This is a genomic window from Psychroflexus torquis ATCC 700755, from assembly GCF_000153485.2.
Taxonomy (GTDB): Bacteria; Bacteroidota; Bacteroidia; order Flavobacteriales; family Flavobacteriaceae; genus Psychroflexus; species Psychroflexus torquis.
Map to the genome: position 1 here is coordinate 2,847,587 of NC_018721.1, position 13,749 is coordinate 2,861,335.

A 13,749-nucleotide genomic window follows, 5' to 3' on the forward strand; every position below is an offset into this window, starting at 1 on the left:
ATAAACATTAATTATCTACTATAATTAGGAGCTTCTTTAGTAATGATGACCCCATGTGGATGACTTTCTGTGATACCAGAACTTGTAATTTGAACAAACTGAGCATTTTCTTTTAAAGCTGAAATATCTTTTGCTCCACAATAGCCCATACCTGCTCTTAATCCGCCAATAAATTGCACCATACTCTCTACCAATTCTCCTTTGTAAGGAACACGGCCTACAATGCCTTCTGGTACTAGCTTTTTGATATCATCTTCAACATCTTGGAAGTATCTATCTTTAGAGCCCTTATGCATAGCTTCTACAGATCCCATTCCTCTATAAGATTTAAACTTTCTACCCTCATAAATGATGGTTTCTCCAGGAGATTCTTTGGTTCCAGCCAGCAACGATCCAAGCATCACGCAATCTGCGCCTCCAGCAATAGCCTTGGGAATATCACCTGTATATCGAATTCCTCCATCTGCAATTACAGGAACACCAGATCCTTTTAAAGCTTCAGAAACTTCCATAACCGCAGATAATTGAGGAGAACCTACTCCAGCAACAATTCGTGTGGTACAAATAGAACCTGGACCAATTCCGACTTTCACGGCATCTGCGCCAGCCTCTACCAAATATCTTGCAGCCTCTGCTGTTGCTATATTTCCAACCACAACATCGAGGTTTGGAAATTCTTTTTTAATGAGTTTCAAAACATCTACCACCCCTTTCGTATGGCCATGTGCTGTATCAATAACAACGGCATCTACACCAGCTTTTACTAAAGCGGTCGCTCTTTCTACAATATCATTGGTCACTCCCAATGCTGCAGCAACCCTCAACCTCCCGTACTGATCCTTATTTGCGAATGGCTTTTGAGTTAATTTTGTTATATCCCTGAAGGTAATAAGACCTACGAGTTCGTTATTTTTATTGATAACTGGAAGTTTTTCAATTTTATGTTTTTGCAAAATAACTTCAGCTTCCTTAAGGGAAGTCCCTTCACTAACTGTGACCAAATTTTTGGTGGTCATGACCTCCTTAATAGGTCTATCGTTTTTTTGTTCAAAACGCAAATCGCGATTGGTAACAATACCTATTAATTTTTTAGAATCGTCTACAATAGGAATACCTCCTATACTGTGCTCTCTCATGCTATCGTTAGCATCTTTCACAGTAGCGGTTATGGGAAGTGTAACAGGATCTATGATCATTCCACTTTCAGCACGCTTCACTCTTCTAACTTTAAGGGCTTGTTGCTCTATGGTCATATTTTTATGAAGAACGCCAATTCCACCTTCTCTTGCAATAGCAATGGCCATTCTAGATTCTGTTACCGTATCCATGGCGGCAGAGACTATTGGAACATTAAGTGATATATTTCTTGTGAATTTGCTTTCGATGCTTACAGTCCTGGGAAGGACGTCTGAGTAAGCAGGAACTAAAAGAACGTCGTCGTAGGTAAAGCCTAATCCTTTTACTTTTGAATGTGTCATTGCAATTAAATTTAATTGCGTGCAAATATAGTTTTTTTGAAATTAAATTACTGAGACTTTAAGGTTTAGTTTTGAGTGTCAAATGTAATACCCTTTATATGTTATAAATTCAGAACCAAATTATAGGGTTTTAACGGCTGAAATTAAAACATAACCTCTCAAGAAGATAGGTTTACCTGAATAGTCAAAGTTTTGGAAGTATGAAATCTCTTATTCACTTTGAAATCTACTTGAACATAGTATACCCTATAATACCAAATTAGACCTATAATGACGTAATAAATCGTTTTACCGAGACGAATTCGGCACAGGCTTTTTTCTCCTGCTTTTCATCAAAAATAATTACCGTAGCTTAGGCTATGCTAGTTATTTTTGATTTCAATCAATCAAAAAACCTGTACTGAGCTACGTCGTAGTATAATTCAATTTATTCATACGGTATTATAAATATAATTTGGTATAACTAACCCGTAAACTTATTCACAGTCAATTTTTTTAATCTAAAATAGAATCGGTTAAAATAATTTCATGACTGGTTAAACCAAATCCAGAATCCCCTAATTCTTGACTTGTAATTGTCCAATCTTCATTATTAACTGGTGAAAAAGTTAAGAGTGGATCAGATAAGTTAGAAGCCTCATAAACTTCAATCTCTTCGAAGGAATCTTCAGGAAGTGGATTAAGCCCAATTACACTATCCTCTAGTATTAGTAAAGAAATATTAGAAGATATAACCGTTGTGGTGTCAATTTCAGAACCTAATTCTTCAGTTTTTTCGAAAATTAGTATCAGGTCTTTAGTTGTTTCGTTATTAATAAAATAGTTTGCTGAACCAGCATAATCAACAACTATTTGACCATCATCATCATTATCACTACAACTTACAGATAATACTAGTATTAGAATCAATAGTAATTTCAAGATTTTATTTTTCATAATTATAGATTTTTTACATTTTAAAGATGTGAAAATTTAGATATAGTTGCGTCAATTTGTTGACAACGTTTAAAATTTATAGTAGAGTGTAAAAAAGATACTAGCTTTTCAGTTTATCAAAAAAACAGAAGAGAGAAATATGCTACGTAAATTTTTCCCAAGTTGAAACTTTGGATAATGATTTTTAAAGTTTAGTTTAGAGAAAGACTTATGATTACTTTTCCTTCTGCCTTTCCTGAAGCTAAGTATTCGTAGGCATCTATTCCATTTTCAAGAGAATAAATAAAATCTACTATGGGTTTTATAGCTCTATCTTCAACCATAGTTGCAATTTCCTTCAGTTGTTTTGCATTAGGTTGCATCCAAGTTAGCTCATAATCAGCGGACTTCTCATCAATTAACTTTGATAATTTTTCGGGTAGTGTATAATTGGTCATACCCATTTGCTTTGCTGTTTCCTCGTCTGGCGGACCTACTATTGTCGTTACTTTTCCACCTTCTTTAATGATTTGAAAAGCATCAAAAGTATAATTGTCTCCTAAAGTGTCGAAAACGATATCCAAATTAGTAGCAACTTCTTTATAATCTTCTGTTTTATAATCGATTACACGGTCGGCGCCCAAAGCTTTAACCCAATCTACATTTTTAGTACTGGTAGTCGTATACACAATAGCTCCTTTTGCCTTTGCATACTGAATGGCAAAACTACCTACACCTCCAGAGCCGGCATGAATTAGGATTCTATCATTTTCCTTAAGACCAACACGCTCTAAAGCTTGGATTGCAGTGAGTCCAACTAATGGTAAACCAGCAGCTTTTTCAAAAGAGATATTATCTGGTTTTTTAGCGACGAAGTCACTATTAATCGCTACAAATTCTGCTACTGTCCCCATTTGTTCTTGCGGGACTCTAGAATAGACTTCATCTCCAATTTCAAAATTATTTACATCTATGCCTTTTTCAACAACTACACCACTCACGTCAAAACTAATTGTACAAGGTAAGTTTAAAGAAATCATACCTTTCAGTTGACCTTCCACTATTTTGTAATCTATAGGGTTTAATCCTGCAGCTTTAACTTCAACTAAAATATCATTCGCCTTTACGGCTGGTTTTTTAATTTTATTGATGGATAATCCATCTTTTATTTCATCATATTTTACTATTTGTAAGGCTTTCATATCTAGTGCTTTTTATTATTAGTAATTTAAGGATTATTTCTGTCACTATGCTTTTCTGAAAGAATATCGCCCCGATTGTTTAAACTATCTCCTAAAAACATAAGGTTTACTGTTTTTTGCCCCTAGGGTTTTGGATCTGTTTTTTGGAGTTGAAGTGGCATCTTTTTTCAGTTCTTTTCTCCTTTCGGAAATTTAATAAGAACTTTCTTTTATAGAATTTCGACGATCAATTTTATGCACTCCATTCACTTTATAAGTGGAGATACAGTATTGGTGTTTTGAAGTAACATCTTACCGATCTGGTCAATTGATAAATCAACATTCTCCCATAAAAACAAGTAAGACAAAATACTGACGGCAGGTCAAGCCTAAATCTCCCAGAAATGGTTTATATGCTTTCGTTATTAAACAGGAACGAATATATAAGAAAGCAGATTTGATTATTTAATTTTCGGAATTTCTCCATGACTGCCATGCACCAGATGACCAAAGTGCCCAGGCTATAAAAACAGGCTGAAAGAAAAGCCTTATCAATCTTGCCTTATCGGAATCTAAAGCTCCAAAAGCATCTTTTCCATCCAGATATTGAGAAATACTTCCAGGGGAAACTAAAATAAAAGGGTCTACTGCGAATTTAATGGAATCATATCCTTAGTAAAAAAAGAGGTATATATTTCCAGAACAACTTTTTGATTTATCATTGGGTTTAAATGATAGTTGGAAATAAGAAGGAATTAAAGCGGATTAAAAAGACCCTAAGTTTTGGAGCTTATAAATATTTAGGTTAACAATTATAAATTCAATCGCCTATCGTCAAGTCGAGTGTTTTTTTCGACTGATAAGAAGAAAAAAATGTATTTCGACAAAAGCTCAGCAGAACTATCGAAACCTAATAGTAAATATAACTAAAAACTTCTCGATAAATTTTTAATTATCTCCTATCGTCGATAAGTAAAAACACCTGCCTGCCGGCGAGGCTGGCTCGAAGTGACCGTATATTTTGGCTTAAATCTTTACCTACTATAACCGCAGTAGAAACAAATAGAAAAAATACCACCAATACTCAGCCAATTTTAGCACTTTCATTTTTCCAAAAAGTTAAGGCAATGTCCAATCCCATTTCTATTATACTTGACAAGATCGCTACCAGATCTTTGCTCAACGGTATCTAATCTGACATTTGTGCCTGAAAGTCGATTCTATTAAAAGTAAGGTGACTAAATCCTGTATAAATCATAAAAATGGCCAATAGAATTCTGAAAATATTTTGTGTCAATGTTGTTGTCACCTGTTTTTTGATGTCAGCATAACTTAGAATTTAAAGACTCTTACCAGTATTGGATTGGTTTAAGTTTAATGGTGTTAATCTTGAAGGTTTTATCTTTAACATTTGCTTTTGCAAATACCGGAATCTTAAAAATGCAGCTATATAACCAATCAATAGTAAGACTAGCAAATGAATGATTTCATTAAGATACAAATGACTTTCGACGCCCATAATAGCGAGTTTCTTTAGAAAAATAAAAAAGGGTTTTAAAGGAATAAGGTTTGAAATAAACTGCAAAAACAATGGCATTTCGCTTACCGACCAAGTAATACCTGTCACTAAAAATACAGGGTATGATGTAAAAGCTATTATTTCCATAGCTCTTGTTTGCGATTTAAAAAAGGAAGAAATAAACCATCCATATACTATAGTAGCCGAAAAGAATATCAACGATACGATTATTAGTATAAAGAAATTCCCTTTTACAGGTAAATCAAAAAATGGATAGACCACCAAATAAGTGAGTAATAAATAAGCAAAATACAGTAGTAAATAGAATCCTGTTTTACCAAGAATGTAATTCAAAAAATTATTTTTACTTTCTTCAAAACCAACCTGCATAAGCCCTTTTTCTCGATCTGACGCTATACTTTCTGCTAAGCCAATTAATAAGGTTTGGTGCAAAATGAGAAATAGCAAGGCTGGCAGTAGAAAGTTTCCGTAATTATTAGTAGGATTATAGACGGCGTGGATTTGAGCCGTTATAGGATTAGCCTTTTGCTCCGCAAACGAAGGATTGATGCCCTTAGACTCAAAGAACTTTTGGCGTGATTCCAAGGCATAGTCTAATGACACCAAGTTCACGGTCTTATTAATATCGTTTGAAGACAAAAACTTTGTATTATTCAATATGAGCCCTATAGGTGAGCTTTCATTCTTCTTTAGTTTTTTCTCAAAACCGCTGGGAATAGTTATAATTCCCTGTACGTCAAATTTGTATAATCCACTTCTAGCTTCTGAAAGATTGGTATAGCTTTTGGTTATAGCTACTTTTTGTGTTGTATTTATTTTATTTAGAAATGCTTTACTACTTCTAGTTTGGTCCAAATCTACTATGCCTACGCTCACGTTCTCTTCATCCTTATTCACGTAGGTGCTGCCAATTAATAAAAAATAGAGCAATGGCGCAGCCAACAAAACCAATAAGATGCTGTAGTCATTAAGTACCAATTCGGCTTCTTTTTTAAATAGACTCCATATTATTTTCAGGCTCATATCACATCGACTTTTTGAGTTAGAAAAACTTTCTTTCTGTTAATAATAAGTCCCGCAGTAATTAGAAGCACCCCTACCAAAAGAAAAAGCATGAGTTTCCAGACCTCTGGCCAAATAAAATGTAAAGGCGTATCTAATTGATAGATCTTAAGAAACCCCGTCAAAAAATGAGTGTAAGGTATGAGCTGGGCATACATGGCGTTGAACCAAGGCATCGCCCAAATTGGAAATGTAAAACCACTAAACACAAATGCGGGAGAATTATACAATATGGCTACATCCAGGGCAATTATCTCATTTGGAATAAGCAATGAAACCCCAAAACCAAGTAAAATATTGACACTCATAAAAAGTAATAATAGAGCCAGTAGATGTCCAATATTTCCATAGATAGGTATTCCAAATACGGGAAATACAATAGCAAATATCAATCCGCATAGTCCAAGTCCATATACCAAAAATGCGAAGTACTTACCCAAAACCATGGTGAGAACGTTTCCATCTGAAGTAGTATATAGTTCTGTGTAGGTTTTTATTTTCCATTCGTTATTAAAAGCCCTCGAAGCAACCATAAAAATGATCATTTGCAATAAGGCTGTTGTGAGTCCGGGTAATAAATAATAGACATAATTGTATTGAGGATTTCCCAATACCTTTGTGTTGATGTCGATGGGAAGGACCGTGCCCATAATTTTGGCAGGATTAATCCCTAATGACGCTATTCTTTTAATCACTGCAGCACCACTAAGTAATTGTGTGACTTCTAGTGCAGATTTGTACACCAGATTTCCAAAAACGATGTTGGTGGAATTGGTGTATATTTTCACCCGTACTGGTATATTTTTAAGTACATCTTTATGAAAATTATTTGGTATGTAAAACACGCCCTGAACCTCATTTTTTACAAAAGCATTTTCAATGGATTCTTCAGATGATAAATAATGGGTTACCTTTAAATTGGGCGATGCTTCCAAAAATCGGATATAGGTGCGGCTTAATGTGCTATTATCATTATCATATACTGCAATGGGAACTTCCCTTAGTGCCCCTTTATAGTAGATGGCCCCCAATAGAAAAAACACAACAACGGGAACAATAATAAATAGATTTCTTGCGGATTTCTGTCTGGCCAATCGCAGCAGCTCCCTTTTAAAAACAAGATATACTGGCCAATTCTTAAACATATCATTTATTTGTAAATCTGTATGGACATACCAGGACGTAGTTCATCGATACGTTCTTGAGGCTTTAGGTGAATCTCAAAGGTTTTAAGCTCGTATTCGCCTTTGGCTTTTACGGGCACCCAAGTGGCAAAATCTGCCATAGGCGAAATGTAACTGACCTTAAAGCTCACTTCCTCGTTACCCAAACCGGGTACTTTTGCCTTGTAAAGGTTATCCATTTGAAAATCTGCTAAATGATTTTCTCTGACGTTGAATATGGCATATATTTTTTCTGGTTTTTGTAGCGTTAAAATAGGATATCCTGCGGCCATGACCTCTCCTTCTTCAGCAATTTGATTACTTATTATTCCTGAAGTGGGTGCAATTATTTGAAGTTCGTCGTAATACGCTTCAACTTCATTAAAAACTTCTTTAGCCCTTTCATAGCCTCCATGAGCTGCTTTAACATCTTCTTTTCTAACTCCGCTTTTGGCCATCTCCCAAATGGATTTTGCAGCATTCATCTGCTCATTGGCCGCATCATATTTAAATTGAAGTTCATCCATTTCCTGTTTAGAAATAATGTCATCAGCATAAAGGGCTTGATATCTTTTATAGGTTATTTCGGCAAAATCAAATTGGCTTTTGGCTACTTGATATTGGTTTTGAAGCGCACTAATTTCCTCTATTCGCGTACCGAATTCTGCCTTATCAACCAAAGAACGGGCGGCTTTTACCATACCTTTAGCTTGGCCTTTTTTTGCATCAAATATATCGGGTTCTAATGTGGCTAATACCTGTCCTTTTTTTACCCTATTTCCTTTTTCTATTAATATAGCATTTACCCTTCCTGGAATTTCAGAGGAGATATTTATTTCGGTAGTCTCTAACATGCCTACATATATTTTTGGTTCAGTACGGTTTGCTCTAATAATGAAATATACAATTGAAAACAGGATGATTAATATCGGAATCGCTAAGGTGATATATGCTTTTTTCATGTTGAAACTTATTTGCCGATGATTGGAATTATTTTTTCTGGTTCTCCTATAGTAGTGTATAGATTGGCGATGGCTCTATAATAACCGTCGAGAGCTACCAATTGGTCTACTTTTGATTTTTCATACAAAAGCGAAGCATCTATAACATCAATGGACTTTCCGAGACCTTCTTCAAAACGTCGCGTATTAATTCTAAGGTTTTCCTTGGCCAAGTCAACTGTTACTATATGACTATTGTACAGTTTTTGCTGATTAAGGGCATTGGTATAATTACTCTTAACAAGCAAATGAATCTGTTGTGTGGCATATTTTTTTGCATTCTTCACTTCGTTTTGTAAATGCTTACTAACTTTTAATTTGTTAAGGTCTTTAAACCCATTAAAAATGTTTAGTTGTGCTTGTACTCCAACTATAAACTTAGGAGGAATAATCGGTAGTTGATCGCGGAACATAGTGTAGGTGCCAAAAGCGGCTATATTCGGCATAAACTTAGATTTCTCGATTTTATGAGCTTGTTTCGCCATGATCTCCTTTTGGTCGATCAGTTCCAAAATAGGTTGCTGGGCATAGGCAGTATTTAAAAGCATATCAAAATCAAGGTAAATATTTTGATATGTAATACTATCCATGACCCTAAATTGTATTGAATCTGGCAAATTCATGGTAGAACGCAGAGCCATTTCTGCCAATTGCATTTTATTTTGGTCATTATTAAGATCTTTCTCCGCATTGGCGACTGCTACTTTAGCCCTCAACAAAACATGTTTGGGAAGAATCTCCAACTGAATGGCTCGTGCTGCCTGTTCCTTATGTTTCACCATTCCATCATACGCCTGCTGGCGTGTTTTAATGACCTGATTTAAAAGCATCACATCAAGGTAACGTTCTATAAGTTCATTGGCAATGCCATCCTTAATCTGTCTTAACTCTATATTGGCAGACTGTAACTCGGCTTTTGCATATTTATTTGACGCAATAATTTTCCCTCCCATGAAGATAGGCTGTGTAGCAGTGATAGCTGCCGTTGGTATTTGTTGGTTGTCGATAATAACATTGTATGACGGAAGTTGCCCTAAAGAGTTTACAATAGTACTATAAGCCGTTTCTGATGTTATGCCATCCAAGCCTATCTGATCGCCATAGGCATCCACAAAAGCAGCACCATATCTGCCGCCCAAATCATCTAACGAACTTTTAAGTTGAGACGTGTTCACCTCCATATTTTCACTCAAATAGGTAAAGCCGCCCAAAAGATTAATCGATGGTAAAAAATTGCCTTTGGCTGCCTTATTCTCATAGATCTTTTGCTGTACGCGCTCGGAATACCGTTTTATTTTCTCATTGTTATTATAGCTTAATTCTAATGCATCAGAGATGTTTATTTCTCGCTCTTGTCCTTTCGCAAAGAGGGTAAATAGCACTAGGGACACAAGGGTCATGAATATTTTTGAAGAGGTCTCCATTAATTTTTTTATCTATTTGTAAAAGACATAGACTTAAATCTCTTTCACAAAGGTGCTGAACTTTGTGAATAATTTTATTGACCTAGATCATGTAAAAGGCATGATCTAGGTCAACATATTTGAGAAGTTCCCACCATTACTTTGTGCCATAATTAAAAGTTTACTTAAAAACTAACATTATGGATATTCCTATCTGGCAGTATATCATCTCTATGATTGCTTACACTGCTTTTCTACTCTTCTTTATAGAGTTTAACCGTAAACATCCAAAATTTGCAGCTATTTTCTGGATATCCTCATTATTCACTTTCCCGCTTTGGAAGGGGAATCTTTTTGGATGGTTTAGATGGGCCAAAACCGTTAGTGTATTAATTCCTATCGCCTTGATTGTTGGATTAGCAAGAATTTCTCACCTCTATAAAAAAGAAGGATGGTGGAAATTCTTTCGCAAAGACTGGGTGCTTTGGGCGCTTTATATGGTGTTATTTCTTAATATTTTTGAAGCCACTTTAAAGGATTTTGGAACAGGTAATTATTTTAATGGCATTGCTGGTGTGATACTTTGTATAACTATTCCTTGGCCCCATTATAAGGGCATTAAACAAAGGTTTTGGGGATTCTCCAAAAAAGCGCCTGGCGACTTATTGGTCTACACCACCTTTGCTTGGAACTTTTTATACACGACATGGAATCTCGCCTTTGTATTCGGCGAGAACGCTGGCTTCTTTGCGAGTTCTATTTGTATTCTAATGGCTGCCGAGCTCTACCCGATTATTAAAGGAAGACCAGAACTCTATGTAACAGCTAGGATATATACTTTGGCATTTCACATATTGCTTCGTTCCACCTACGACATCTTCACGCCTTTGATGGATTCTACATCATGGGCCAATGACAACGTCTTATATATATGGGGAGTTATCAATATGGCGCTGCATGTTCCCTACGGAATTTGGTGGATCACAAAATATTATAAATCTAAAAAAGAAGGGATTCCATTACCCTTAAAAAGTATGGAAAGTCAAACGTCATAAACAATAATTTAAATATTTAAAAATGAAAAATAATTTCAAAAATATAATAACCTTATTTTTTACTGTAGGTACACTATTCTCGACGATGTATGCTACATCCCAAGAAACAGTGAAAATACCAGAACCTTCAACTTTTTTACAAGAAGTAGACCATGGCTATGCCAATTCTGATGGTGTTAAAATCCATTATGCAGAAGTTGGTAAAGGGCCTTTGATTATCATGATCCACGGTTTCCCTGATTATTGGTATACCTGGCGTCACCAGATGGAAGTATTATCGAAAGACTATCATGTTGTTGCGATAGACCAACGAGGCTATAACAAGAGTGATAAGCCTAAGGGAGTGGAAAATTATTCCCTTAAAAAATTAGTTGGTGATGTTGCCGCTGTAATCCACCATTTCGGCAAAGAAAAAGCAATTATTGTAGGCCATGATTGGGGTGGGGCAGTAGCTTGGCAATTTGCCATACATCTACCTCAGATGACCGACAAACTGGTTATTCTTAATGTGACTCATCCCAATGGTATGCGACGAGAACTGGCCACGAATCCTGTCCAACAAGAGAGCAGTAGTTACGCCAGAAAGTTTATAGACGGCACACCAGATGACCCTACAATTTTATTTGGCAAACCTATGACTGCAGAAAATCTTGCCAGTTGGGTAAAAGATCCAGAAGTACGTATTCATTATATAGAGGCTTATCAAAGATCGGACTTTACCGCCATGCTAAATTATTATAAGGCCAATTATGCACGTCCACCTTATCAAAAAGCATGGGAAGATGCTCAAAAAAACCCTTTACCAAAACTTAAGATGTCTGTATTGATTTTTCATGGCCTTGACGATTGGGCAATCAATGCTCATGGTCTCAATAATACTTGGGAATGGTTGGAGAAAGATATGACTTTGGTAACTGTGCCAGGAGCTAGCCACTTTGTGCAGCAAGATGCTTCAAAATTGGTTTCGACAACACTGCAATGGTGGCTTGCTTCACGTGCAAACCAAGCTGAACAAAAAAATTAATAAGACCATAAAATTAAAATAGCATGAAAAAATTTATAATCACAGCAGTATTGACCTCCTTTATTATAGGACATGTCACCGCACAAGTAGAGGGTAAAGCAGATGTGGATCTCGCAAAAATGAGTACTGAGTTTTTAAACCCCCTCTCCGATATCTGGAGTTTACAAATTCAAAATGATTTTGTGTTTTTAGAAGGTGATGCCATTTCAGGAAACCGCAAGGCTAATTTTACAAACTTTCAACCTATCATGCCCATTCCTATAGGTGAAAAGTGGAATTTGGTAAACCGACCCTTAATCCCTTATGTTGTTCTTGAAACACCACAACTGGATGGGAGTTATCAAAACGAGAGAGGTTTGGGTGATATAGAATTGATTCAAGTGTTTACTCCAACAAATGGCCTAGGCTACTTTAATCTGTTTGGGTTTGGGGCCACATGGATCTTTCCAACGGCTACCAATTCAATAATTGGAGCTGAGCAATGGTCGGTCGGTCCTACATTTGGTATTGGAAGAGTTGATGACCAGTATTTTTTTGGATTTATAGCCCAACAAAACTGGTCTTTAGGAGGGCAACAAAATAGCACGGATATTAATAGATTCAAGCTGCAGTATTTTCTAAGATATCGTGTTAGCCCCACTTTCAATATAGGCATGAGCCCGATAATTGAAGCTAATTGGGATAAAACGTCTGGCAATGTATGGTCCATACCAATAGGCCTTGGTTTCAGTAGTACTTTTAAAATGGGTAGACTTCCCGTAAATCTTAGTTATGAAACCCAGTATTATGCCGAATCTCCAAATATGGTGGGCCCTGAATGGAATTTTAGATTTACTCTAACGACGGGAATGATGAATCCTTTGAAGAAATAACAACAGAACCTTGTTTGCGGTTTATATCCCTTAACCTCTTATAAACTGCGAATTGGATTAATGGAACTTTACTATTTAAATATATTCCACATGGGTTATCTATATGAAGTACCGGGACTAAATGCATGGGCGATTATGCTATTTGTGATCCTTACGCTTATCGCTTTTAATGAATTTGGTAGAACCACTAAATGGGGAGGGATACTACTTTTCCTTATTGTTCCTATAATTCTAACGATTTTCGTTTGGCCAAAAACGGCAGCTCCAAATAATGAATATGGAACAGGAACTTGGTTTAACTGGGTGAAAACCTATTCTGCACTTGCTGGTTGCCTTGGTTTTATGGCCATTCGGTTTATTCCAGCATTGGCAAAAAGGAAATGGGTACTAGTATTCCCTGCTGCCATACTTGCCATAAATATCCTTGAGGCTTGTTTTCGCGATTTTCAAGTGTATAGTTTTGGTCTTTGGGAGGGCGGTTATGTCGATAACCTATGGGTGATGTCTGGGTCTTGGAATATAATGAACGGTATTGCAGGACTTTTAAATATTGTTACCATTTGCGGTTGGACGGGTATCGTTATTTCAAAGGATAAATCTAAAGATATGATCTGGCCTGATATGATTTGGGTTTGGATTATTGCCTACGATTTGTGGAATTTTGCCTATACCTATAACTGTATTTCCGATCACTCCTTTTATGCGGGTGTTGCCTTACTGCTTTCCTGTACAATTCCAGCATTTTTTATTAAAAAAGGAGCGTGGCTTCAGCATCGGGCTTCCACACTTGCTTTATGGATCATGTTTGTGATGACCGTTCCGCAGTTTGCTGACCAGATTGCACCGGTTCCTACCACACACAATCCTCAAGCTTTCTTTATTGTTAGCCTCATTGCACTTATTGCAAATCTAGCCCTCTTTGTTTATCAAGGTTTACGGATAGTGAGGCTTAAAAAACACCCATTGAAAGATGAAATATATAAGGACACAAAAACGTATCAAAACGTACTAGCAGAAAATGTATAAACATTGAAAATATTTTAAACACTCACGAT

The 13,749-nt window shown here is 36.1% G+C and carries 11 protein-coding genes and 1 pseudogene; 4 read left to right on the forward strand and 8 right to left on the reverse strand.

Annotated features, from left to right (window positions below; genetic code table 11):
* Positions 1-11: 11 nt before the first annotated feature.
* The 8 genes and pseudogenes from guaB to P700755_RS18795 all read right to left on the reverse strand — a co-directional run bounded on the left by guaB (position 12) and on the right by P700755_RS18795 (position 9,764).
* Positions 12-1,478, reverse strand: a complete 1,467-nt coding sequence (gene guaB, locus P700755_RS12185) for an IMP dehydrogenase (protein ID WP_015024962.1) — start codon at positions 1,476-1,478, stop codon at positions 12-14.
* Positions 1,479-1,973: 495 nt separating this feature from the next.
* Positions 1,974-2,399 carry a hypothetical protein gene (locus P700755_RS12190; protein WP_245535936.1) on the reverse strand — a complete coding sequence of 142 codons (426 nt, stop codon included), beginning with the start codon at positions 2,397-2,399 and terminating at the stop codon, positions 1,974-1,976.
* Between the two features lie 206 nt (positions 2,400-2,605).
* Positions 2,606-3,595, reverse strand: coding sequence for an NADP-dependent oxidoreductase (locus P700755_RS12195; RefSeq protein WP_015024964.1), 990 nt, complete (start codon positions 3,593-3,595; stop codon positions 2,606-2,608).
* A gap of 444 nt (positions 3,596-4,039) precedes the next feature.
* Positions 4,040-4,213: pseudogene (locus P700755_RS21460) on the reverse strand (DoxX family protein); the annotation flags it as partial.
* Positions 4,214-4,913: 700 nt separating this feature from the next.
* Positions 4,914-6,137: an ABC transporter permease gene (locus P700755_RS12200; protein ID WP_015024965.1), complete on the reverse strand. Its 1,224-nt coding sequence runs from the start codon at positions 6,135-6,137 to the stop codon at positions 4,914-4,916.
* Positions 6,134-7,321 carry an ABC transporter permease gene (locus tag P700755_RS12205; RefSeq protein ID WP_015024966.1) on the reverse strand — a complete coding sequence of 396 codons (1,188 nt, stop codon included), beginning with the start codon at positions 7,319-7,321 and terminating at the stop codon, positions 6,134-6,136. The genes P700755_RS12200 and P700755_RS12205 overlap by 4 nt, the downstream gene beginning before the upstream one ends.
* A 5-nt stretch (positions 7,322-7,326) precedes the next feature.
* Positions 7,327-8,301 (reverse strand): HlyD family secretion protein, encoded by a 975-nt coding sequence (locus tag P700755_RS12210; RefSeq protein ID WP_015024967.1) that lies wholly within the window; start codon positions 8,299-8,301, stop codon positions 7,327-7,329.
* Positions 8,302-8,309: 8 nt separating this feature from the next.
* Entirely contained in the window at positions 8,310-9,764 is a 1,455-nt protein-coding gene (locus P700755_RS18795) for a TolC family protein (RefSeq protein WP_015024968.1), read from the reverse strand.
* A gap of 179 nt (positions 9,765-9,943) precedes the next feature.
* Here P700755_RS18795 and P700755_RS12220 point away from each other — a divergent pair, with 179 nt between their 5' ends.
* From P700755_RS12220 to P700755_RS12235, 4 genes are all read left to right on the forward strand, one after another.
* Positions 9,944-10,798, forward strand: coding sequence for a hypothetical protein (locus P700755_RS12220; RefSeq protein WP_015024969.1), 855 nt, complete (start codon positions 9,944-9,946; stop codon positions 10,796-10,798).
* A gap of 85 nt (positions 10,799-10,883) precedes the next feature.
* A complete protein-coding gene (locus tag P700755_RS12225) occupies positions 10,884-11,822 on the forward strand; it encodes an alpha/beta fold hydrolase (protein WP_157609292.1) in 939 nt (312 codons plus the stop codon).
* 23 nt (positions 11,823-11,845) lie between these two features.
* A complete protein-coding gene (locus P700755_RS12230) occupies positions 11,846-12,694 on the forward strand; it encodes a hypothetical protein (RefSeq protein WP_015024971.1) in 849 nt (282 codons plus the stop codon).
* 90 nt (positions 12,695-12,784) lie between these two features.
* Positions 12,785-13,720 carry a DUF5692 family protein gene (locus P700755_RS12235; protein ID WP_015024972.1) on the forward strand — a complete coding sequence of 312 codons (936 nt, stop codon included), beginning with the start codon at positions 12,785-12,787 and terminating at the stop codon, positions 13,718-13,720.
* Positions 13,721-13,749 lie beyond the last annotated feature (29 nt).